This is a genomic window from Vibrio mimicus CAIM 602, from assembly GCF_000338875.1.
Lineage (GTDB): Bacteria > Pseudomonadota > Gammaproteobacteria > Enterobacterales > Vibrionaceae > Vibrio > Vibrio mimicus.
In genome coordinates, this window is sequence record NZ_AOMO01000002.1 from 25,935 (window position 1) to 49,453 (window position 23,519).

The window sequence follows — 23,519 nt, forward strand, 5'->3', positions numbered from 1 at the left end:
GCGGAGGGGGAAAGGTCCCCCTCCAAGGTGTGACGATGGGTTATTTCGTCATCTGTTTTTCAGCATCCGCTAGCGCGGCATCAACAGTCTGGCGACCATCAACGATATTGATGATGGCGTTTTTCGCTGAGCTCCAGAACGCATTCATCTGTGGGATATTGGGCATGATTTCGCCGTTCATCGCGTTATCCATCGTAGCCGCGATGCGTGCATCCGAATCCAGTTCACGTTGGAAAGAGTTCAACGCAACCGCACCCAGTGGTTTGTCATTGTTTACCATGCGCAGACCATCGTTGGTCAGCAGATAGTTTTCGATGAATTCCACCGCCAGATCTTTGTTTGGAGAAGCCGTGCTGATACCTGCAGTCAGAACGCCAACGAAAGGTTTTGACGCTTGGCCGTTAAACTTAGGCAGTGTGGTCACACCGTAGTTGATGCCAGATTTCTCGATGTTGCCCCATGACCATGGGCCATTGATGGTCATCGCGGTGTTGCCTTGGTTGAAAGCAGATTCAGACACTGAGTAGTCCATATCTGGAGAGATCACGCCTTTATCCACTAGGCCTTTCACGAAGTTCATCGCTTCTTTTACGCCTTTGTTGTTGATGCCGGCATCTTTCACATCATAGCCATCAACACCATATTTGAATGCGTAACCACCATCAGCCGCCATCAAAGGCCATGTGAAGTAAGGTTCTTTCAGGTTCCACATGATGGCTGATTTGCCTTGTTTTTTCAGTTTGGCATCCAGCTCAGCCACTTCTTCCCAACTTTTTGGTGGGTTTGGTACTAAATCTTTGTTGTAGATCAGCGATAGCGATTCTACCGCAATGGGGTAACCGATCAGTTTGCCGTTGTATTTCACGGCATCCCAAGCGAAATCGACAATACCTTCTTGAACCTTGGCTGAAGGCTTAATTTCCACCAGCAAACCGGCTTCTGCATAACCACCAAAACGGTCATGAGCCCAGAACACAATGTCAGGACCATCACCCGTTGCCGCGGTTTGCGGGAACTTGTCTTGCAGCGCATCTGGGTGAGCCACCGTTACTTTGATCCCGGTGTCCGCTTCAAACTTTTTACCAACTTCCGCCAGACCGTTGTAGCCTTTATCACCATTGATCCAAATGGTGAGTTGTCCTTCTTCAATAGCAGCATGGGCACCAAACGAACCAAGAGCCACCAGAGTGCTCAGCGCGACTGTGCTTAGGGCATTTTTCATGTTCATATCCTTTTATTTTTGTGTTGTAGGGCTCACCAGGAGGTTTTGCCGTATTTCGCCATTTATGATCAGAAAAAAACGCGCTCGACTCATCCTCCTAATCCCTACGCCCTCGATATTATGGCGTATTTTCGTGATCTCCATCGGTTGATGTGAGCGAGCTAAATCACAAAAAGTAGGTTTGATGTGATCCTACTCAACTTATCCGCCCTCAATAATTTGAACTGGATCTAACTACGCCTTAATGCCCCTCCTCCACCTCCTCCTCACCTACTCCCCCTACAAAAAAATGGATGAGGAGGATGTACAGATTGCCCCTTTCACACAAACTGAATGTATCCCAAAGAGGATGGTAAGAGCCTTTCCAGTTCACGGTTTGTGGCTGGTTCCACCGCCAAGTAAGTTGTCGATATAAAGTCATGTTTGTGGTGTAAGCATTACGGGAGAGACATGATTTTGTGTAGGGGGAAACAACTTACTTTTCGCGGCAGACGGGTGAATGGCTTCATAGCCGGAGCGTTCACCCTTTCTTTTCTTACTCAATAAGGCGGCGCAGCCAATGAAACCACATGATGTGGTTCACCTTATCCAATTCCTACTGTTATTGCGTGCACAACAATTCATATAATGAGCCGCGATAATGATTAAAAATCTTGATCGAGGACGAGCTAGATGGCGAGTGTCACGTTAAAAAATGTATGTAAAGCTTATGGCGATGTGCTGATTTCCAAGAATGTCGACCTAGAGATTCAAGAAGGCGAATTCGTGGTATTCGTAGGTCCTTCAGGTTGTGGTAAATCCACTCTGCTGCGCTGTATCGCAGGTTTAGAGGACATTACGTCTGGCGACCTGTACATCGGTGAGCAGCGCATGAATGATGTGGAACCTTCCAAACGCGGTGTCGGCATGGTATTCCAGTCTTACGCGCTTTACCCGCACCTCAATTTGTACGACAACATGTCATTTGGCCTTAAGCTCTCCAAAGCCGATAAAAGCGAGATCAAAAAACGCGTTGACCATGCGGCGGAAATTCTGCAACTGAGTCACCTGCTCGATCGTCAACCCAAAGCGCTTTCCGGTGGTCAACGCCAGCGTGTAGCCATTGGCCGGACTCTGGTTTCACAGCCCAACGTATTCCTGCTGGATGAGCCGCTATCCAACCTTGATGCCGCTTTGCGCGTACAAATGCGCTCAGAAATTACCAAACTGCAACGTAAACTGGGCTGCACCATGATTTACGTTACCCATGACCAAGTGGAAGCCATGACCATGGCGGACAAAATTGTGGTGTTGGATGCGGGTTTTGTCTCGCAAGTTGGCAAGCCGCTGGAGCTGTACCACTACCCACAAAACCGCTTTGTTGCAGGGTTTATTGGCTCACCTAAGATGAACTTTATGAGCGTGTTCATTGAAGCGGTTGAGAATGATCGCGTACAAGTTCAGCTTTCCAATGGCACCACATTCTGGATCCCAGTCGACGGTACAACCGTGACTCGCGGAGAACGTATGTCGCTCGGCATTCGCCCTGAACATTTGGTTGAAGCAGAGCATGGCGATGCCAAAATTGAAGGCAAAGTGATGATCGTTGAGAAGCTGGGGAACGAAACCCAAGTGTATATGAACCTGAAGGGTTCAGATTCTGACGTGATCTACCGCCAGCCAGACACACTCGATGTCGAAACCGGCGATACGCTCACCATTGGCATTCCCGCACATCGCTGCCATCTATTCCACAGTGATGGCCGTGCTTGCCGCCGTTTACACAAAGAAAAAGGCGTCGATTTCGAGATCTAACCTCAGCACCTTTACTTGCTAGGCCCTCTTAACTTGAGAGGGCTTTTTCTTTCTGCCAGTCCGAGGCCTAAGCCGTTCACTCGCCGCCTAATTTTGCAATAAATTGATGTTATACCTCTTGTGAATACGCCCTCTCTTCCTCTATGGTCTAAAAGTCGAGAGACTCAAACATCAGTTAGGTAATTACATGAACAGTCAGTTAACGCTCAGAGCATTAGAACGTGGCGACTTACGCTTCATCCATAATCTGAATAACAACCGCAACATCATGTCGTATTGGTTTGAAGAACCTTACGAGTCATTTGATGAGCTTGAAGAACTCTATAACAAACACATTCACGACAACGCAGAACGGCGCTTTGTGGTCGAAGATGGCAATAAAAACCTGATTGGCTTAGTCGAGCTGATAGAAATCGACTACATTCACCGCAGCGCTGAATTTCAGATCATCATTGCGCCAGAGTATCAAGGCAAAGGTTTTGCGCGCACTCTGATTAACCGTGCGTTGGATTACTCCTTTACTATCCTCAATCTGCACAAAATCTATTTGCATGTCGCGGTGGAAAACCCCAAAGCGGTACATCTGTATGAAGAGTGCGGATTTGTTGAAGAAGGCCACTTAGTCGAAGAGTTTTTCATCAACGGCCGTTACCAAGATGTTAAGAGAATGTATATACTACAAAATAAGTACTTAAATAAAAGCGAGTAAAAACATGGTTAGCTGCAGTCAATACGATTACATTGAACTGGCCTGTTTGTTCCATCTGCCAGTCAAATTGACAATGAAAAATGGTGAGGTGTACTACGGTGTCGCGTCCGATACCCAGCGTAATAGCCAAAAGCAGGAATGCATTGAACTTCGTGGTGAAGAAGAGACGTGGTTGCTCGAAACTGGGCAGTTAAGTTCAATGGAAGCCTTAAGTGAACAGCCCCATTTCTCTGTTATTCATTTCAAATAACCCACGTTGAACGATACAAGGCAGCACGGCTGTGACGAGCTGCCTTGTGTTTTATATTCGGATGACTTGGTGTTGCCGCTTCAAGCCGTTTGTGGATGGTTAATTAGCAATATCTAGTTTATTACCACTTACCCCATTGGTACGAAACCAACCCGCGATACTCACACGGTCTGCATGTGCTTCTAGCACTTCATGAGGAAAACGCTCAGAGAGAAACACCACCAAACGCCCCGCCACTGGAGCTAATGTTTCAATCCAGTTGTCCTGCAAATCGTAGATTTTCAGCTCACCGCCATCGGCTGGCGTCCACTGTTCATTGAGGTAAAACACTGTGGTTAATTTGCGGTTTTCGTTGCCTCGGAAAGAATCGAGATGCTTAAGATAGAAGTCACCCGCCTCATATTTCGCGAAGTGCGCTTCGTACTCAAAAAGCCCCAAAAAGAAATGGCGATTCACTTCACGCCGGATCTGCTCCATCCGTTCTAAGTAGTCTTGGATAGGTTGCCCCATCGAAAGATCTAACCACTGGATTTTGTCACTGCGAATATCCGTTGCGCGTTGTGTCTCCTCGTTTCTTCCAATGCGCGCCCGTTTCCAATGTTCAGGAACACACTCTCGTAGTGCTTGCACTTCTTGTGGGTTCAAAAAATCGTCCCACACATACCAACCTCGGTCTGCAATTGCATCCATTAATGCGTCTAACGCCATGATTCTCACTACATGAACAATAAGATGCGCGTTATATCTGGCTTACTTGCGCTCAGCAATTCGAGTTATTAATCTCCAAGATCAATAATCCTGATGGATGAAGCATTCTTACCGATAACAAGAACACTTGTCGGTACGATTTTAGTTCACCATTACAAATAGGAACTTCACACCCGCTTCACAATCAAACCCACATCACAACGAAATTAACGAAGGAAATCCTATGATTGTTACTACTACTCCAAATGTCGAAGGTAAACGCATTGTCCGCTACTGCGGTGTGATTGCTGGCGAAGCCATCCTCGGTGCCAACATTTTTAAAGATCTGTTCGCTGGAATCCGCGATATTGTTGGCGGCCGTTCCGGAACCTATGAGCGTGAATTAGAAAAAGCCCGCGCGATGGCGCTGGAAGAACTGCAACAGCAAGCAGCTGCTTTGGGGGCAAACGCGGTAGTCGGTATCGATTTAGATTACGAAACCTTTGGTAAAACCAATGGTATGTTGATGGTTTCAATCAGTGGTACAGCAGTCGTTGTGGAATAAACCAGACAACTGATTAACGCTAGATAACAAATAAGGCAGCATTACGCTGCCTTGTTTGTTATAGCGAGATTCTTACTGCTTAGCATTGCAAGTCACAAAGGATAGACCAAAGATTAGGAATTGACTTCCTCAATGCCAATGTTGTTTTTCGCCCAAATCAATGCCTGCAAACGATTTTTGGCGTTAATTTTTTTGAACACATTATGCAGATGTGTTTTTACTGTATTTTCGCTAACAAAGAGTTTATCTGCGATTTCAATGTTCGATGCACCACTGCCGAGTAACTTGATAATTTGCTGTTCTCTTTTAGTCAGTTTTGCGTACATTTGTGAGGTAACGACGGAATTACCTGCGCGATAATGAAGGATATATTCCTGAGCTAACTTTCGTGTGAGCCACATTTCATCAAGCAATACTTTACTCATGCCTTTGATGAGCGTATCCATATCATCATCAATATAAAATACCCCAGCAAGATTATTCCATTTGAAGAGTAATTTATGTTCGATGTTCTGGGGGCAATTAATAATTACCTCTTTAGCATCAGGACAACAGATATGTTTAAACGAGCTGTAGTCGGTCAAAACATCATCTGAGATACGAGAATAATCAATCATCAACATCTCGATATTTCGGCTTTCTGGTTTATTTTCCTCAAGCCATAATTCCGAAAATGGTGTGATATCTAGCGCTACGGGAAGTTTCGATTCCAACGCTTCTTTCAACAATCTGGACTGCATACAAACATCAGAAAGCAATCTAACGTTTAGTTTGTTCCCTTCTTTCATTTCACCCCTCCTAACACATCAAGGCTAACATGAGTAAAACTAACGTTAAGAAAAGCTAAGTCAATGTTCAGAAATTAAGAAAAACGTTTAACTCGACGAAATGAAAAATTTAATCTGTACAATTCATAAGGTTAAGACTTTTTCTCAATATTAAGAATATTAATAGTGAATTTAACTATATTTGCCAGATATAAACCATGTTGCTTAAAAAATGTGCATCAAATAAGCATTGAGGTTCTTATTAATTTGAATCTACCGAGGTATGTGACAGGATCCTAACACCCAACAACAATCACAAGTCATTAACATTTATTCTATATTCGGCTTCTGTTAATATAAATTTTTGCGACTCAGTTTGAATAATGAATTGAGAGTGCCTTGCAATAAGCAGTAGACATCATTTACACAATCGGTCTGTTTATCTTTATTTCAATCCCAAAAATAAGCCGTCCAAGTTGGTGTAAAAAATGCTCAATCCATTGGACTGAGCATTGTTACTATAAGGACTACTTCGCTTTAACGGTGGCAGGCATTTGATATTTACCGCTCTGAATATCGGCATCTGGCCCATACAAACGCAGGACGTTGTAGAACGGCTTGTTCGGGATCGGAAGGAAATTACTATCGTTTTCTCTACCTTTCGTATCAGAACTCATGTAAATCGTGTAATAACCGTCAGCATCAGGTTTTAGCGTACGGTCACCACGGCTATGACGATTCATGGCATTTTTTTCCATCAAGCGCGTATCATTGGCATACGTCGTCACAGACCAAAATTCACTGGTGTTAGGGGCTTTAAAACGCATCACATAATCATGCTTAGAGCCATCGAGGATATCTCCGTCAGAATCCGCAACCGCTTGGCGGTAGCTCGCTTCGACAGGTGGTAATCCCCACTGACCAATCAATGTGCCTTCGGCAAACTCATCACGAGCACCTGTACCTAAGCTTTCACGCGTACCCAACAGTTTGCGTGAATCGACAATTTTGGGCGCTAATTGAAGCAAATGCTCCATTCCTGCTTTTTCACCTATTTTAGCGAGTTCAAGCTGCTTCTCAGTGAAATCATATTTACAGGCTTCAATACCAATGGGTTTGTATTGCTCGACCCACATATTATCAGCGTCAGCCATGCTGCCGTCGCACAGCATAAAGTTAACTCGTTCAAGCCATGAAGTATTGTTCACATCCGGAAATTTACGCTCAACCGGCTTCGGCCCATTTTCACCTAGGTATTCAGATAAAGTGCGCAGCGTCCATTGATCCATGTAGTTCAATGCCACTTTTTCGTCTTCTTTACCTACCGCCATAATACGGCCCATGAGCTTAACTAAGTTACTCTCGACACGAATCACTTTATCAACCGAAGCCGGAACTTCACCTTGCCAAGATTGGGATGCGAACATGTAACGCCCGCCTTTGGTACCTTGAGTACGTGAGCCAATCATTGCATTGGTGTAATGCCCCATGTCCATGGTGTGCAGAATCCAATATCGTCCTTCATCCATATCAGGAACACTGACGATGACTGGCTCAGCTGCCACATCAAGCCAGCCCATGACATGTAAAGTGTCGTTGTTGATCGTTACGTGATCAGTATAAGTATCGTCAGCAATGTGGCGGATATTCTGAAAACGGTTTAGTGGGTAGTCTTTTTCTACCACAGTACGGTAGAAGAACTTGTAGGCTTCGTCGATTGAATAGCCATAAATGTAGGCATTCTTGGCCAATTCAACATCCGATTGACTCGCAGCCATCGCGCCGTTGCCAACAAACATACCTACACCAAAGAGACCAATTCCTAGTGCAGCGGTGAGTGTTTTCGTTCTCGTTGTCATTTTCATCTTAAAACCTACCTAGTGATTGTGTTGTTGGCACTAGAATAGGGCTTCTTTACTTATACTTTAAATGACCATTAGGTATTTAGATAATATCAAATGTGATATGGTGATTTGGCATATTCATACTGAGATAACTCTGTGGCGAATTTTGATTACAACTTATTAAAAGTCCTAACCGCTTTGCTCGAAACTCAAAGTACTACGCTTACAGCAGAGCGACTTTCCACCAGCCAACCAGCGGTAAGTCGTTCTTTAAGAAAGCTAAGAGAACTGCTCGGTGACGATTTATTAGTAAGAAGTGGCGGACAAATGGCGCTAACGCCTAAAGCTGAGTCACTCAAAAACCCATTGAATGACCTCATTCATGCCATTGAACAACTGGTTGAACAGTCCACAGAATTTGATCCCCAAACGCTACAGATCGATTTACGCATTGCAATGAACAGCTCCATCGGCCAATGGTTTGCAGCCCCTCTCAGCCAGGCTTTGGCAGAGAAAGCGCCCTTAGTAAATCTCACCATTGAAGACTGGACAGAAAACACACCCAATAAAATTGAAAATGGTGAAATTCTGTTTGGAATAAACTATTTCCCCATGGATTTACCGAAACACTTTGTACAAAGAAAAGGCGGCAGAGATCATTTCGGAATTGCCTGTCGGGCTGACCATCCACACGCAGGTCAGTTATTAACGCTGAGTGATGTCCAAAAATATCCGTTTGCCGTACACATCATCAAAGATTGGAACGAAAAAGAGCAGCATATTTCCAAACTTCTCAGACCTTTTGATATCCAACCTAGAATTCAATTACGAACAACTCACATTAATGTCATTCTCGATGCGATTAAACAAAGAGACTTACTGTTCCCTTGCTCGCAATATTTAATTCGGCAATTAGATGCAAGCTATACAAGCTTGGAAGCGGATGAAGCCTTCCCTAAATTGGAGGGATACTTCTGCTACATCTATGGGGTGAAATGGCGCAATACCCCGCTGATACAGTGGCTTGAAAGTACAATTTGTGAATTGATGCAGTCGCTCGGTATTCACTCAAATTAAAACGTGAAACTGGGTTTTCAACATATTTAATCTCACCAGACATCACCCGCTGAAGCTGTGCTTTACTCGACCAATAAGCATTAAGCAGGTTGCATACAAGAAATCGATGTTTTTATAAGACGCCAATCGCAGCTCATATACTTTATGCATAGTAAACTCCATGCTCTTACACCGTACATGGAGGTTATTATGCCTGGTGCTTTTGCTCATATCACAGCGGTCAATGTGGCTTCTGCCAACAAGGCTCTACAAAAGTTAAACATGCCTCAGAGCGCGAGAAAGGCTTTAGCTCAAAATAAAAGGTACTTGGAGCTAGGTTGTGTCAGCCCGGACTACCCTTATCTCGCCATTATGAATTCTGCACAAAATAAATGGGCAGATAAAATGCACTACAACGATGTTGGCAAGCTGATCAATGCTCTCATTCAACAAGTTAAAGCTGTAGAGGGCGAACACTCAGCGAAAACCTTCGCTTGGTTATGTGGCTTTGTGGCGCATGTGGCGGCGGATATTACGATTCATCCCGTTGTGGAACTGAAAGTTGGCCCTTATGCGCAAAACGCTAAAGACCACAGGATCTGTGAAATGAACCAGGATGCCTATATCTGGCCAACGAGAATGCAGCTTGGGGATCTTGGTTTTGCAGATCGAGTAAAGGACAACATCGGCAGCTGTGTAAACAGTGATGACGACAGCCAACTAGATCAGATTATCCGCAATCTCTGGTGCACAGCCCTTTCCATGGTTTATCCAGAGTACGCCGAAGAATGCCAGCCAGACGTTAACGCATGGCACAAAGGTTTCCAAACGGTTGTCGATGCGGCGGAAGAGTCACATCGATTATTCCCATGGGCTCGGCATGTGGCCTCAGGACAAGGGTTAACTTACCCACTTCAAGATGAAGTCAAATCTGTTTATATCGAGAACTTAGAAACGCCCGATGGCCTTAAACATTACGATGAGATCTTTGATAAGGCGGTCAAAACAATCCAGTTGTTTTGGGAAAAAACCGCATCTTGCGTTTATGAAGATCACAATACGGACTTTTTCAAAAATTGGAATTTAGATACTGGCCGCTGCGAAGACGGACAACTTACTGCTTGGGGGAATCTATGAAATTATTCACGGCTATCGCGTTTCTTCTCACTTTGACCTCTTGTGCAACTCAGACCAAATATTCGGATGAAGTCATGTATGACATGGCTTCGGTTTTAAAAGATGTTGCCCAAGCGGTTGATGGTGAACTGAAATTTGGAGAAACCCGTGGCTTATCAAACGAAGAGATCATAGTGAAGGCCATGTCTTCAAACCCTAAGTTACTCACTAAGCTTCCCGAGTTGGCTACAGAAGGAAAGGTTGCTCACTATCGAATTCTTTCTGAATTCCAAGGGGATAATGCGGTAATGTTGATATGTGATGGAGATATCGCATTAATGGAAGATGTTGGCTGCAACGCCGCATTTGACAAAGTTTACTGGAAATCCCCACAACCAAACACCTGCAACATTACACTTGATGCGGCTGCGATTTGCGCGAATTAGCTTTAGGAAAGCAACTCATCATCGAAACATGGCAGCTCAATTCGTGTCTGCCATGATGTTAACTGCGTATGACTCAGAACACGTACTTGAGCGCACTCTATGTTCTATAAAGTACCTTAACAACGTGCCAACCAAATTTGGTTTTGACCAGTTGAGGCGTTAACACTTCACCTTGGAAGCAGGCTTTATCAAAGGCTGGAACCATCTGGCCTTGGCGAAATTCACCCAAGTCACCGCCTTTTTTACCTGAAGGGCAAAGCGAATATTTCTTGGCTAAAACATGAAATTTCGCCCCTTTCTTAAGCTGAGCCAGAATATCGTCTGCTTGCTCTTTATGTTTGACCAAAATATGCAAAGCTGCCGCGGTACGAGCCATGTTTTCCCCCTGTTTTATCGAGCCGCGTAGTGTACCCGATCAACAATAAATGTAAACGCGCGGCTGAGTTCAAAACAAATACAGCGAATATTGGCTAATTTCAGGCCATTCCGTTGCCGATACGGTATTTTCAGTTAGTATAAGTAATAGTCCGACCAGATAAAGAATGAATTATGGCTAAAGTCGTCAGTAAAGCGAATCAATCACAAGGAATGTTGATGTTCACGCTCAGTGCCCAGCAGCAACTTTTCGCTATCGGCACGCTCAAAGTCAGGGAAATTGTCACTTATCAACCAATGACTCACATTCCCTATTCACATCATCATGTGATAGGAACCGTCACAATACGTAACTTGACTGTGCCTGTGATCGATATGGCGGCAGCCATAGGTTTTCGTCCTATTCAGCCTAGTGAATATCAAAAATGCTATCTGATCGTCACCGACTGCCTACGCACTGTGGTGGCTTTCATGGTCAGAACCATCGAAAAAATCATTGAATGTGATTGGAAGCAAATTGAGTCTTCACCTTCAACTGCTGGCCATGATGTTTTCGTTACTGGCATCACCCGTTACCAAAATAAGATCGTTCAACTGCTTGATGTTGAATTACTGCTTTCGAAGATTTACCCACAATACGAATCTTCGAAAGTGCCGATGTTGACGGATATTGAACGTGAACGCTTAAAACCACTGCAAATTTTGTTAGTGGATGACTCTTCGATTGCCCGCAAGCAGTTATCGGATGCCCTAGACAGCATTAATATTCCCTATCACATCTGCAAAAATGGCAATGATGCATTGGAGCTGATGCGCGAAATGGCGCTTAAACAGCGTGCCATCGACATTCTCGTTAGCGATATCGAGATGCCGGGGCTAGATGGTTATGAGCTTGCGTTTGAAGTACAAAATGATGCGCAGTTAAACCATGCCTACTGTATTTTGCATACCTCATTGTCGAGTGAAATCTGTGTTGACCGAGCGCATCAAGTTGGCGCGCATGAAGCGTTGGAAAAATTCAACGCGACCGAATTGGTGGAAGCCATGTTGCGCGGCGCTAAAAAGCTCGAAAGTCAGCGTATGGAAGCGCACTAACTCTTTTCTGTGCTTTGTGTCATCGGCAGCCTTATCGCTGCCGATTTTCATTGATAAGAGCCATAACGGACCAAAACCATGGCTCACCACAACCGCTCATAATGTCCCAGCCACTGCCGCATTTGTTGCAATAACGTATCCTGCTCGGCTTCGGTAAAACCGGCCAACGCTCGTTCTTGCAACGTGATGTACTCCGGCAACAGTCGCTCAATACGATTTAGCCCTTTCTCTGTCAACGTGACCTCTACATTTCGCCTGTCATACTGGCTCATTTTCCGATCGATCAATCCCTTCTGTTCCAATTTGTCGAGTCGGTTCGTCATTGCTCCGGAACTGAGTAGTGTGAAACTCTGCAAATCAGCTGGCACCAAACAAAATGGAGCCCCTTTTCTGCGCAAAACCATCAGCACTTCAAACTCACCGGGCGTTAATTCTGCTTTTTGGTAAAACTCCGCCATCATCAACTCAAGGCGTTTCGTTATCCGCTGTAAGCGATGCAAAATCGACATGGGCAAAGTGTTCATTTCGGGCTTTTCATTTGCCCACTCACTAACCATTCTTCCAACTGAATCCATATCGCTTATCCTTAGTTTTGTAAGCCAAAATTCCTTTATAAATGAGCGCTAATCTTTATCTCTTAATCACAATGTTTACTGCGCAAGAAGGAAACAATTTTGCAGCGTTTCTGATTTAAATCCGCTAATCTTAACGTTATGAAAATGTCTTGCGTATTTGATTCAAGTGATGACGACTGAAGATTTCAAGAAATCCACAGCTAACTTAAAAAAAGCCGTTCCGTTGATGATGAAGCATCACGTAGCTGCCACACCCGCAAACTATGCGCTGTGGTACACCTATGTTGATCAAGCTAATCCACAACTTAATACCGAAATGGATGCTGTTCTCGCCAATTTTGGTCTTTGCCCTCCAGCTTCTGGTGAACATCTATATCAACAGTACATTGCGACGAAAGCAGAAACCAATATCAATCAATTACGCGCTAATGTCGAAGTATTGTTAGGCGAGATCAGCAGTTCCATGAGCGATACACTCAGTGATACGAGTTCCTTCGCCAGCATCATTGATAAAGGCTTTAGAGAGCTAGAAAGAGTCGAACAGGACAATCTCTCGATTGAAGAAGTGATGACGGTAATTCGTCGGCTGATCAGTGATTCCAAAGATATCCGCCACTCCACTAATTTTCTGAACAATCAGCTTAATGCCGCAACGCATGAAATTTCACGCCTCAAAGAACAACTGGCACAAGTTCAGAAAGATGCCTTGTTTGATAGCCTCTCTGGGCTCTACAACCGCCGCGCGTTTGATGGCGATATGTTCACCTTGATTCATGCGGATCACCCAGTCTGTTTGATTATGCTCGATATTGATCACTTTAAGGCTCTTAACGATACCTACGGCCATCTGTTTGGTGATCAGATCATCCGTGCCATTGCCAAACGATTACAAAGCCTCTGTCGCGATGGTATTACGGCCTATCGCTATGGCGGTGAAGAATTTGCGTTAATTACTCCAAACAAATCGCTGCGTATTGCGCGACAGTTTGCGGAATCTGTTCGCCGTTCTATTGAAAAACTCACCGTAAAAGACCGACGCAGCGGGCAATCTGTCGGCAATATCACCGCTTCTTTTGGTGTGGTCGAAAAAATCGATGGTGATTCTTTGGAATCATTAGTAGGCAGAGCAGATAGGTTGCTCTACGAAGCAAAAAATCTTGGCCGTAACCGAGTGATGCCCCTTTAAAACAGACTGCATTTAGTCCTACCGATAAAACAGCAAAAAGCCAAAAGCGCAACTTGCACCCTTGGCTTTTTGTATTTTGGTAATGAGTTAGTGTGAGAAACAATTGCCCAAGAAATACTCTTCGCCATTGCGTGCGGTGTATTCTTTCTCTTCACTCAACGCTTGTGGGCGACCTTGCTCATCCCCTTTGATTAGGCTCACCCAATGGCGAATGGTCGTACAAGGCTGCGTTTGTTCGGTAGCATGGTTCAAGACCGTGCAAGTTTCTAACTGAATGTCGGCAATTTCGCGCAACTCAATACATCCGGTTCCACGCTGACAACCGAGTGTCATCTCAACATGGCTTCCTTGACCATCACGGAATAAAAGATGGCTTGGGTTCTCTTTGCTGCCATTGAACGCAACGAACTGCTTAGGGTATTTCAGCCCACTATGACGACCATCTTGGAAGTAAGCCAGCAGATGGTTGTAATCAATCACATAAGCCGTAACGTCTTGGTGAGTGCCATTTTCTAATGGAAAAAGGCGATCCAACAATTGTTTGGCTTTGGCTTGCTTTTCTCGTTGCTGATTAGCGGAAACCGTTTCGACGGCGAACACTGCTTCAGCGATAAAGGGTTTGTTGTGGTGTTGGATTTCTGTTTTATCAAATGTCAGCATGTTCATCGTCGTTCCCTCGTCCAGATCAAATTCATTTTCCTGCAAAGGCACTGGCGATATTTTCGCCGGATTTGTGACTTCGCTTACTTGGAAGACTAGCGGATCTTTGACTACAATTTCACAACAAAAATTTTACAATGTGAATTTTACAAAATGAGTGTGTCTAAAAGTCTAGTTCGGCAGTCCCATTTTTTGGGAACCAAAGTCAGAAACCTGAGGAAAAGAAATCACTTAACGATGGAAGATCTTTCCGCACGCTGCATTCGTGTCAGCCCGGAATACGCGCCATCGGTTTCTTACCTTTCCATGATTGAACGTGGTAAACGAGTGCCCAGTGTAGAAATGTTGGAAGTGATCGCTGAAGTATTTCAAAAAGATCCCATCTGGTTTCTGGATGATGAACCTGAACAAGTTGATATCACCCCCGAGAAGGGCAACCGCGGTGGAATTAGTGGGATGGCTTTGGAGCCAAGCTTTCTCTTTTCCAACGACATACTGCAAATCGCGATTCCTGAAATGCTATCGCAAACCGGGATCACAGGCCGCCAATTCGCTCATCTACTGATCCGCGCTCATCAAGAGAGTTTACAAAATCACTTTCCTGACCTTGAGCGAGCCGCTGAAGAAGTCGGGCTAAAACGCCTCAATTTGTCAGTCACCGATTTGATGGAGATTGCCAAAAGCCTTGGCTTAGATGTTCGCTGGGTAAAACGCACTCCCCATGATGTCACCGATGAATTGGGAGTGAGCGCAAAACAGTTAGTGACTTCTTTTTTTGAGCCTCCCGGCCGAATTTACCTCAATGAGATCCTGCGTGAATACCCAACGAGGCTGAAATATGACCTTGCGGTTTATATTGGTCACAATGTGCTGCATAACAAAGATGGCTTAAAAAGCGTGTTATCCGTTGGACACACTCAAGGCTGGGATGAAATGGTAGAGACATCCACATCCTCAGAATTGAATTCACAAGATATTTTGCAAGCATGGCGAGATTTTGAGTCCAGCTTCTTCGCAGGAGCCCTACTTTGCCCCAAAGTCCCTTTCCGACAATTGTTAGATCGCAATGGGTACGAAATCAGCGTGCACCAGAAAGCGGGGGTTTCTCCCTCTGTGGCGATGCGGCGCATGACCGTGGTATCGCCCTACCCGCACTGGCATTACTTTGATGCTTATGGGGAAGGGAAGCTGAAAGCGGTTTATCGCGGTAATGGCATTCCACTGCCTTGGGGAAATATGCGCAAAGTCAGTGATCCTTGCCAACATTGGGCAGTATTTCGTCGTCTCTCACAACCACAAGAAGGCAGCTCAGCGCAAATATCCATCCTGACCGTAGGTGAAGAACCCCGTATCTACTGCTGTGAATCAATCAACGTGATTGATCCTGCGGGTAACAACCGTGTGTTGTGTGCTGGAATTGACCTCAACCCTGCGATTAATGCACAAGGTGGTGATGCGCTCGCTATCGCCCAAGAACTCAAAATGAGTTGTGTACAAAAAGGGGGAACAACCGCCATTCCGGCACCAATAAAACGCGATTTGCGTACGATAGCCAAAATCCTCAATATCAACTGGGTTGAACGAGGCATCGAAAGTGAAGCGAGATTGATTTGTTCACGCGGCGCTGTCTGCCCGCGAAAACCGAGGTGTTATGGAGAATGTGGCGAATAAAAAAAAGGCCAACCACAAGAAGTGTGATTGGCCGTCTATATGTGTGAACAATGGTATTCACTAACAACGTCAGTTGGCTAGGTGACCCTCGGCTTAGAAGGGTCGATCTAATTAATGCAGATTACGTGCCAACTTTTTATTAAGTACTTTTGCATGAAAACCGTACAAATAATCGGCAGTTTCATTACAACTGGACTCATAATCAAATAACAAAATGCAATCTCGATTGCGAATTGCAAATTAACATTTGCAAAATGCAAAACTCAAAAACGATAGAGAGGATTTTGTCTGCGCTTCGCCGCGTACATGCGCTGATCCGCCTGTTTAAACATCTCATCGGGATCATTAAATGATTTGTCATATAAGGCGTAGCCAATGCTCACGCGGATATGGATCAGCGAGCCTTCATAAACAATGGGGGTATCAGAGATATGTTTTGCGATTGTATCGCTGACTTTCAGGACATCCTGCTCACGATGAATACGTGGAATTAGTACTAGAAACTCATCGCCACCAATGCGCGCCACTAAGTCTGAAACACGTAAGCTGGATTTGATCCGCTCAGCACACGCCACCAGCACCTTATCGCCCGCAATATGTCCGTATGTGTCATTGATGGACTTAAAGCGGTCGATATCAATATTCAGTAACGCGAAGTTGCCGTCATTGTGAGAGCGTTTGGCATTTTCAAAATAGTTTTCGATGGTACAGATAAAATAACGTCGATTGGGCAAAAGTGTTAAAGGATCGTGCAGCGAACGCTGTTCTGCAAAGTGATACAAACGTACGATCACACCAAAGCCCGCCATGAGTACCAATAACACGGTGTAGCCCAGTAATCGCACCAGATTCCGTTCATACCAAGGTAAGAGACGCAATAAATCTTGCGTCTCCGCTATCGCAATTTGCCAGCTACCATAAGGGAAAAAAACCGTCTCTTTGGCAAAGGCATTATCAAATACTTGGGGTTCACCCAAAAACACAGCGCCTTCACTTCCCTGACTATCTTGCCCGCGGATGGCAATTTGGAAATTCTCACCAAAATTGTGGATATGAGTGGCTGAAAGCAGTGAGTCCCAGTCCATCACCACACTCAGCACGCCCCAATAACGGGTGTTATTCGGTGGATCGTAAAATATCGGCTCTCGAATCACCAAAGCACGACCGCCTTGAACGAGATCAACCGGGCCTGAAACGAATGTTTGTTTCACTTCACGCGCTTTTTTGATGGAGTGCCACTGTTGCGGTACGGTTCGATAATCCAAACCGACCAAAGCATTGGTTTGAGGTCGAGGGTAACTAAAAACGATGACATCATTAGGTGCAATGCCCAATGAACGTAGGTGATCACTGTGTCTAATGACGGCTCCAGCGAGTTGATCCCAATGATAGAGTTTCAGCTCCGGATCTAAAGCTAGTAAAGTTGTTAAGCTTTTAACGGCGTAGATATCTGCCAAAACCTCTGCTTCCAGTTGGAAACGCACAGCAGAAAGTTCTTCTTTGGCATGTTGGCGCAGATCATCTTGCAAAATTTGCTTTTGATTAAGATGAATAGACTCAACAACGCCAATACCAAAAAAGAGTAATGCCAGAAAAAAAACAGAAATATACCTATTTCTGTGCGAGGTTAACCCCATCCACAACCCTCAGATTTATTATTGATTTTTTTGTTTTTGATTTTGGCTACTGAGTGAACCACTCGATTCAGTCGCAAGCAAACTCGCCAAACTTGATCTCTGAATCGTCAGTCAAAACAATCAAGCGGAGCGGAATAGACCATCGTAAATTTGACGATTGGCTTATTTACTAGATTAACTCAAATGTACAATAAAGAAACAAGTGATTATAAATTTATAAATATAACCCATGACGACAACGCTTATTTTAAATGATCAATCTTCTTCCGGAGAGATAACGCTAGCTGATGGCGTGCTCTATTGGTTTCCACAATTTCTGACCAAGAAACAAGCCGATCACTATTTTGAACGGTTACAGGTGGAGTTAAATTGGCAACAGAAAAGCATCCGTTTATTTGGAAAAAGTGTTCTGCAACCGCGGCTCATCGCTTGGTATGGTGAACGAAATTACCGCTATTCTGGCCTAACTCTAGCCGCCGAGCCCTTTCCCGAATTACTGGCACAATTAAAAACAAAATGTGAGCACGCCGCCCATGCCCATTTTAATTCCGTGTTAGCCAATCTTTATCGTGATGGACAGGATTCGATGGGTTGGCATCAAGATAATGAAGCAGAATTAGGCACCAATCCGGTTATCGCCTCACTGTCTTTGGGGGAAAGTCGTCGCTTTATCCTTCGGCATAACAACGACCACAACATGAAAATCGAGTGTGAATTAACTCATGGAGATTTGTTGATCATGGCAGGCAACACTCAGCATCATTGGCAACATGCCATTCCCAAAACACGTCAAAATAAACAACCCAGGATCAATCTTACGTTCCGCAATATCTTGTTTTAATTCAGCAATATGATTTTTTGCTTCTAAACATCGGTTGGGAGCGGCGTCAAGCTCTTGGGTATATTGACATACCATTAACGGTAATCTCACATCCAGACTGTGCCTGTGCGTTAGAGTTTAATGGATTAAAAAACGAACAAATCAGGCGTGGTACAGTAACAATGCATAAAAAAACGATGGTGATTTGGTCAGGTCTTATCGCGGCGCTGACTCTTCCGACATTCTATAGCAATGCACAAACCGAGGCGTGGCACCACCAACCACAAGCCAAGAACAGTGCCATCAGTTCTATAGGCAATATCGATAGAAATGGGCCACCAGCCTTAAATACGGTTGCGCCCACCTCTTTTAGCACCACTGCAGATCTCATCCGCCAAACCTATGAGACACAACTGTTTACCCTGCCTGCGTTCAAAGAAGGTCATTATGGCCTGCGCATGTATCGCCAAACATTGGATGACAAATACGCTGCCGCGATTGGCAGTGATTTAGCGCGTGTGGCCAGTCGTTTGAATTATTTTGCTGCCGAGGTAAACACCCCTGAGCAAATTCAGCGCTACGCGCAAAAGCGTTTGAAAAGCTATCAACAAGCCGAAGATGAACGCACTCAACGTCGTTTCGTTGCAACCCAAAACATGCCGGAATACCTTTACCTGGGAATTGACCTGTTAGGCTCCATGGCTCGGGCTAACGAGTATGGCCTAAAACATAAAGAAGATGAAAAACTGCGCCAAGTTTTGCGCCGCTACGATTTTACACCTTACGCCACCGATACAGGCATGATTGAAGCATGGGCCGCGCAACTCGCCAATCAAGTCTACTGGTTACGACAATTGGGTGAACAAGATGTTGTCGAGCCTTTTATCCAAGCGTTTAAACAAACCTACCCTGACCAGCGTGATGCAGAACTCAATGCCCAACAATATGGCAACAAGCTGTATGGGATGACACACATTATCTTTGCTGATTCTGGGTACTACCAACATCTTGTCAGCGAAAAGCAGCATCAATGGATTTACGACTACTTCCGCGCCAACATAGAGACTATTTTGCAACGTGCAAAACCGGATATCGTGGCCGAAGTGGGGATTTCGTTCCTACTTGCTGGGCTTGAGGATGATCCTGTCGTCCTCAAAACCCGACAATTTATCCAAGCCGCAGTGGATAAAGAACAAGGTATGATCCCCTCCACTTCTGGTGATTTCGATTTAGCACTTGGCGAACACCGTAATGTATTGGCGATCATGTTGCTTGATTGGCGTTCAGTAAATAACGCACCTACCTCAAGTCAACAACCCGAAATCTTCACGGGCCTTCCTTACGGGTTGGTTAAACAAAAGGTCGATAAAATCGTCCACTAAACTGCTTTCAGCCTCGCTTTGCGTTCTGTTAAGCGGGGCAAAATACCATTCACCACCGTCGTAACAACGATTATCGCTAGGCCCAGTTTTTGGGTTAGGCGGTAATCCACATCAAAAAACAAAACTTGCCACAGAGCACTAAATAAAAGATTAGTGAAAATCAGCGGAGCAAGCTGAGAGCCAGATTGCGCCAAACGGTATGCTTTCGCACGAAACACCTGAGTATTCACCACCAACATGGAAGCCAACAGCAAGGCTGCGAAGTTCAACGCCCCCCGGCTCATCCCAAGTCATGCCAATGCTCGATAACACATCGCCACTCCAAGGTACCATCAGAATAAGTGGGCTCAGTAGCAAAGCCGCGACTAAAAATGTCCAAGCGTGAATTTCTATCGAACGCATGTCGCTTTTCGTTGCACGGTATAAGCTGAGTTGTGAGCCAGCATTAAATAGCCCCGCGCCAAGGCCAGACAGCAACTCAGGCCGCCATTCAATCGACCCCGTGCTGCCAGCAAGCAGGATGACACCGATAAAGATTACACACACACTGAGAACGGTTCGCCACGCCAATTGTCCACCCCATAACAGCTTTTCAAATAAAGGGATAAACAGCGGCCCAGTGCTAAACAGCACGACACTTTCAACCAAAGAGAGAGACTGTAGCGAATAGATAAAACAGAGTTGGCTCCCTGCAATACAGACCGAGCGAATCAGTAATGAAGAGAGCATTCCTCTCTGCGGCCAACGAAAATGGGTTAATTTCATCACCATTAACAAAAACAGTGCCGGGATAACAAAGCGCAAAAATCCCAACATCGCAATCGGCATGATCTGAGTGAGGTACTTACTTAATAGACTCGTTAGCGACAAACTAAAGGTGGATAACAACATAAACAGCACTGGGGAAAAATGATTAGGCATACGACTCTCCTTACACTTGCCTCATTGTAAAGAGATGACCGCATAAAAAATAACGAGTAATATTGACCAAACCTGTTAGATAAACTTACAAGTAGTTCTATGCGTAAATTGGCTCCATTAAAATCCCTCTATTCTTTTGTTGCTGTTGCAGAGACAGGTAGCATGACACTTGCAGCGGAAGCGTTGAATGTCAGCCATTCTGCAATCAGTCAAGCAATCAAATCCTTAGAGACACAGCTGGATCAGCCTCTTTTCCACCGTGTCGGTCGTCAAGTTATACTTAACAGTGCGGGGAAACGTTACTACCAGAAAGTCGCTCCAGCTTTAGAACAAATCGTCGAAGCAACAGAGTCACTCTTAAAACCCACTTACTCAAACCGCATCACACTCAATATGATTAATTCGCTGGCTCTGCATTGGTGGATCCCACGCGTAAGTAGCTTCCAAGCCTTTGCACCCGAGGTAGATGTACGCATTTCGACCCTGACAGGAACATTTTCCTTAGCGGATCAGAGCGTAGACGTCGCACTTATCCACGGTCAGTTGCGTGACTGGCAAGACTACTATTGCGAGAAATTAGCCGAGGATGAATTGGTGATGGTTGCAAGCCGAGCCATGGTTTCCTCCGAGATCTCCGCTCAACAAGCCTTAGCGCAACTTCCAGCGATTTTTGCCAGTAACCCTAGGCGTCAAAATGATTGGGAAATCTGGTGCCAAGCCAATCAAGTCAACCCGCCAAAACAGCAGCGCAACCTTTCTTTTGCGGCTTCAGCACAAGCATTGCAAGCCACGCTCAGTGGTTTGGGCGTGTTTGTGACTCATCGCCTGTTTGTGAAGCAGGAAGTGGAAAGCGGCATTTTAAAAGAAATCGGCAACACGGTGATTCATCCCGATCAAGGATATTATTTTGCGTGCACCGCCGACAAACTGCGCTCTGAGGCAGTTTTAAAGTTAAGGAAGTGGCTAAGCAGCGAGTTTCAACAAGAGGTAAAAGCCACCCAAAGTGGTAGATACTTTTCCAGCAAAAGCGACTGAAATCATCTTAATTATCGAAAATAAAACAAATTGCATATCGAAAAGATGCTGATAGTCACACTATTTCGTTATTTCTCGCCTTCAAATAAGCCAATTTCATCTAAACTTTAGCTAACTTTGAAAAATGAGTCGAAATTGGGATGGACACCTTTGCTGGCAATCAATTGAAAGAGATGACGGAGATGCGCTTCGCCCGTAAGCAGCATATTGTTCTGATCAGCTCCGGTGTTACTTCGGCAATATTTCTTGTATTTGCTCTTTATGACTATCTCAATAACCAATTCCTCTCCAGTGGTTTACTGCTGTTGAGTGGCATAGCCACGCTTTTGAACATGCTGTCGCTAAACCGTCATCGACAACTACACACACAGGCAGATTTAATCCTCTCATTAATTTTGCTCACCTACGCTGTTGCTTTGATTAGTAATAATCAAAATGAATTGTGGCACCTTCTATGGCTGTACCCACTCATTACCACTTTAGTGATGATTAACCCCTTTAGAATGGGCGTGGTGTACAGCAGTGCGATTTGTTTGGCCATGACTGCTCCGTTCTTTTCAACCATTATCAAACGGGGGGAACACATATCGAACACAGTTATTTTTTGATCAGCTTGTACGCACTCACCATCATTTGTAACACGGCGTCTTTCTTTTTTCTCTCGAGCGATCAATTACATTCATACGCTATACCAAGAGGGGATTGAAGAGCTGGCGTATCTCGACCCACTCACCGGGTTAGCGAATCGTTGGAGTTTTGAAAGTTGGGCGACCGAAAAACTCAAAGAGCAAAATGGAGCAAATACCATTACCGCTTTGATTTTCCTTGATATCGATAACTTCAAGCGGATTAATGACAACTACGGCCATGATGTGGGCGACCAAGTGTTGAAGCATTTCGCCCATCGCCTGCGCAATAATGTGCGTAACAAGGATCGCCAAACCAATCAGCACGATTACTCAATTGCTCGATTTGCAGGGGATGAATTTGTGTTGCTTTTATACGGCGTACGCAGTTTACGTGACCTTGATAATATTCTGGATCGAATATCTTGCTTGTTTATCGATCGTTACCCAGAAACGGACATGCTGAATCATCTTACTGTGAGTATCGGTGTAGCAATTTATCCTAAAGATGCGATCTCGCTTTCCGAACTGACGCGTTGTGCTGATAAAGCCATGTATGCCGCTAAACATGGCGGGAAGAACCAATACCGCTACTATCATGACGCCGCTTACCCTCCCCCGATCAAAACACCGTTAGAGGTTGAATCAAACGATCCTCCAAATGTCACACCATTGAAAAAAGCGCACTAAGTTCAGCCAAACATGTACATGAGCCACAAACTCACTGCACCGAAAACCGTCATCCAAGCCGCATAGCGCACCGTATTGGGCTTATCCGGTTTCGGTTTCACCACTGGTTTTAATGCGGTTCGTTTGGCGAACTGCATAATCCCGGGGTCATCCTCATGCACCTCTTCCCGTTTATGCTGCGCCGTATTCGCCGTTTGAGTAAAACGTTGCAACTGCTCTTTGGTCAGGTCTTGGCTAGGATCGTAATTAGAATATTGATCGGTATGTTTGGGTTGAATAGACATGGTAATCCCTCCCATTCATGTGTTGTCCATCGTATTGAGTTTAACGGCTAATTCCGAGTTAACTCGTGGTATTACTTCCAATCATTCAAATTTCTCGAATATGAAC

At 44.9% G+C, this 23,519-nt stretch carries 22 protein-coding genes and 2 pseudogenes; 14 read left to right on the forward strand and 10 right to left on the reverse strand.

Annotation, left to right across the window (positions count from 1 at the left end):
* Window positions 1–40: 40 nt before the first annotated feature.
* Window positions 41–1,222 carry a maltose/maltodextrin ABC transporter substrate-binding protein MalE gene (gene malE, locus D908_RS18475; protein ID WP_032467478.1) on the reverse strand — a complete coding sequence of 394 codons (1,182 nt, stop codon included), beginning with the start codon at window positions 1,220–1,222 and terminating at the stop codon, window positions 41–43.
* A gap of 672 nt (window positions 1,223–1,894) precedes the next feature.
* On the opposite strand from malE, the gene malK reads away from it, so the two are divergent.
* From malK to D908_RS18460, 3 genes are all read left to right on the forward strand, one after another.
* On the forward strand, window positions 1,895–3,016 hold the full coding sequence (gene malK / locus D908_RS18470; RefSeq protein WP_005521976.1) for a maltose/maltodextrin ABC transporter ATP-binding protein MalK: 1,122 nt from the start codon (window positions 1,895–1,897) through the stop codon (window positions 3,014–3,016).
* Between the two features lie 187 nt (window positions 3,017–3,203).
* A complete protein-coding gene (gene speG, locus D908_RS18465; protein ID WP_001088094.1) occupies window positions 3,204–3,725 on the forward strand; it encodes a spermidine N1-acetyltransferase in 522 nt (173 codons plus the stop codon).
* A gap of 4 nt (window positions 3,726–3,729) precedes the next feature.
* On the forward strand, window positions 3,730–3,975 hold the full coding sequence (locus D908_RS18460; RefSeq protein WP_000253073.1) for a Rho-binding antiterminator: 246 nt from the start codon (window positions 3,730–3,732) through the stop codon (window positions 3,973–3,975).
* A 99-nt stretch (window positions 3,976–4,074) separates the two neighbouring features.
* Here the strand turns inward: D908_RS18460 and D908_RS18455 are convergent, their stop codons facing one another.
* Window positions 4,075–4,683 (reverse strand): 2OG-Fe(II) oxygenase, encoded by a 609-nt coding sequence (locus D908_RS18455; RefSeq protein ID WP_001162309.1) that lies wholly within the window; start codon window positions 4,681–4,683, stop codon window positions 4,075–4,077.
* A 223-nt stretch (window positions 4,684–4,906) separates the two neighbouring features.
* Here D908_RS18455 and D908_RS18450 point away from each other — a divergent pair, with 223 nt between their 5' ends.
* On the forward strand, window positions 4,907–5,227 hold the full coding sequence (locus D908_RS18450; RefSeq protein ID WP_000637495.1) for a heavy metal-binding domain-containing protein: 321 nt from the start codon (window positions 4,907–4,909) through the stop codon (window positions 5,225–5,227).
* A 113-nt stretch (window positions 5,228–5,340) separates the two neighbouring features.
* On the opposite strand, the gene vpsT is transcribed toward D908_RS18450, so the two are convergent.
* A complete protein-coding gene (gene vpsT, locus D908_RS18445) occupies window positions 5,341–6,015 on the reverse strand; it encodes a LuxR family transcriptional regulator VpsT (RefSeq protein WP_005521978.1) in 675 nt (224 codons plus the stop codon).
* Window positions 6,016–6,521: 506 nt separating this feature from the next.
* Window positions 6,522–7,859: a DUF1254 domain-containing protein gene (locus D908_RS18440; RefSeq protein WP_005521979.1), complete on the reverse strand. Its 1,338-nt coding sequence runs from the start codon at window positions 7,857–7,859 to the stop codon at window positions 6,522–6,524.
* A gap of 135 nt (window positions 7,860–7,994) precedes the next feature.
* On the opposite strand from D908_RS18440, the gene D908_RS18435 reads away from it, so the two are divergent.
* The 3 genes from D908_RS18435 to D908_RS18425 all read left to right on the forward strand — a co-directional run bounded on the left by D908_RS18435 (window position 7,995) and on the right by D908_RS18425 (window position 10,456).
* Complete coding sequence (locus D908_RS18435; RefSeq protein WP_032467479.1) at window positions 7,995–8,915, forward strand: LysR family transcriptional regulator; 921 nt, start codon at window positions 7,995–7,997, stop codon at window positions 8,913–8,915.
* A gap of 189 nt (window positions 8,916–9,104) precedes the next feature.
* The gene (locus tag D908_RS18430) at window positions 9,105–10,031 is read left to right on the forward strand and encodes a zinc dependent phospholipase C family protein (protein WP_005521982.1); all 927 of its coding nucleotides are present in this window, start codon (window positions 9,105–9,107) and stop codon (window positions 10,029–10,031) included.
* Window positions 10,028–10,456: a hypothetical protein gene (locus D908_RS18425; RefSeq protein ID WP_005521984.1), complete on the forward strand. Its 429-nt coding sequence runs from the start codon at window positions 10,028–10,030 to the stop codon at window positions 10,454–10,456. Before D908_RS18430 ends, D908_RS18425 begins: the two co-directional genes overlap by 4 nt.
* Window positions 10,457–10,553: 97 nt before the next feature.
* On the opposite strand, the gene ppiC is transcribed toward D908_RS18425, so the two are convergent.
* Window positions 10,554–10,832: a peptidylprolyl isomerase PpiC gene (gene ppiC, locus D908_RS18420; protein ID WP_000124504.1), complete on the reverse strand. Its 279-nt coding sequence runs from the start codon at window positions 10,830–10,832 to the stop codon at window positions 10,554–10,556.
* A 173-nt stretch (window positions 10,833–11,005) separates the two neighbouring features.
* Between ppiC and D908_RS18415 the strand changes: the two genes are divergently transcribed.
* Window positions 11,006–11,926, forward strand: coding sequence for a chemotaxis protein (locus D908_RS18415; RefSeq protein ID WP_001151677.1), 921 nt, complete (start codon window positions 11,006–11,008; stop codon window positions 11,924–11,926).
* 83 nt (window positions 11,927–12,009) lie between these two features.
* Here the strand turns inward: D908_RS18415 and D908_RS18410 are convergent, their stop codons facing one another.
* Entirely contained in the window at window positions 12,010–12,501 is a 492-nt protein-coding gene (locus D908_RS18410; RefSeq protein ID WP_005521986.1) for a MarR family winged helix-turn-helix transcriptional regulator, read from the reverse strand.
* A gap of 169 nt (window positions 12,502–12,670) precedes the next feature.
* Here D908_RS18410 and vdcA point away from each other — a divergent pair, with 169 nt between their 5' ends.
* Window positions 12,671–13,687: a diguanylate cyclase VdcA gene (vdcA, locus tag D908_RS18405; RefSeq protein ID WP_032467480.1), complete on the forward strand. Its 1,017-nt coding sequence runs from the start codon at window positions 12,671–12,673 to the stop codon at window positions 13,685–13,687.
* Between the two features lie 87 nt (window positions 13,688–13,774).
* Here vdcA and D908_RS18400 read toward each other — a convergent pair whose 3' ends face one another.
* Window positions 13,775–14,353 carry an aldolase/citrate lyase/malate synthase family protein gene (locus tag D908_RS18400; RefSeq protein WP_005521990.1) on the reverse strand — a complete coding sequence of 193 codons (579 nt, stop codon included), beginning with the start codon at window positions 14,351–14,353 and terminating at the stop codon, window positions 13,775–13,777.
* Window positions 14,354–14,584: 231 nt separating this feature from the next.
* On the opposite strand from D908_RS18400, the gene D908_RS18395 reads away from it, so the two are divergent.
* The gene (locus D908_RS18395) at window positions 14,585–16,018 is read left to right on the forward strand and encodes a DUF3612 domain-containing protein (RefSeq protein ID WP_032467481.1); all 1,434 of its coding nucleotides are present in this window, start codon (window positions 14,585–14,587) and stop codon (window positions 16,016–16,018) included.
* A 263-nt stretch (window positions 16,019–16,281) separates the two neighbouring features.
* Here the strand turns inward: D908_RS18395 and D908_RS18390 are convergent, their stop codons facing one another.
* On the reverse strand, window positions 16,282–17,655 hold the full coding sequence (locus D908_RS18390) for a diguanylate cyclase (protein ID WP_005521993.1): 1,374 nt from the start codon (window positions 17,653–17,655) through the stop codon (window positions 16,282–16,284).
* 229 nt (window positions 17,656–17,884) lie between these two features.
* On the opposite strand from D908_RS18390, the gene D908_RS18385 reads away from it, so the two are divergent.
* On the forward strand, window positions 17,885–18,496 hold the full coding sequence (locus tag D908_RS18385) for an alpha-ketoglutarate-dependent dioxygenase AlkB family protein (RefSeq protein WP_005521995.1): 612 nt from the start codon (window positions 17,885–17,887) through the stop codon (window positions 18,494–18,496).
* A 161-nt stretch (window positions 18,497–18,657) separates the two neighbouring features.
* Window positions 18,658–19,857 carry a DUF3541 domain-containing protein gene (locus D908_RS18380; protein ID WP_005521997.1) on the forward strand — a complete coding sequence of 400 codons (1,200 nt, stop codon included), beginning with the start codon at window positions 18,658–18,660 and terminating at the stop codon, window positions 19,855–19,857.
* Here the strand turns inward: D908_RS18380 and D908_RS0118715 are convergent.
* Window positions 19,854–20,778, reverse strand: a pseudogene (locus D908_RS0118715) (DMT family transporter). The gene D908_RS18380 and the pseudogene D908_RS0118715 overlap by 4 nt on opposite strands.
* Window positions 20,779–20,877: 99 nt before the next feature.
* Here D908_RS0118715 and D908_RS18375 point away from each other — a divergent pair.
* On the forward strand, window positions 20,878–21,813 hold the full coding sequence (locus tag D908_RS18375) for a LysR substrate-binding domain-containing protein (protein WP_005521998.1): 936 nt from the start codon (window positions 20,878–20,880) through the stop codon (window positions 21,811–21,813).
* Window positions 21,814–21,953: 140 nt separating this feature from the next.
* Window positions 21,954–23,129 (forward strand): annotated as a pseudogene (locus D908_RS0118720) (GGDEF domain-containing protein).
* Between the two features lie 2 nt (window positions 23,130–23,131).
* On the opposite strand, the gene D908_RS18370 reads toward D908_RS0118720, so the two are convergent.
* Complete coding sequence (locus D908_RS18370; protein WP_005521999.1) at window positions 23,132–23,428, reverse strand: hypothetical protein; 297 nt, start codon at window positions 23,426–23,428, stop codon at window positions 23,132–23,134.
* Between the last annotated feature and the right edge of the window lie 91 nt (window positions 23,429–23,519).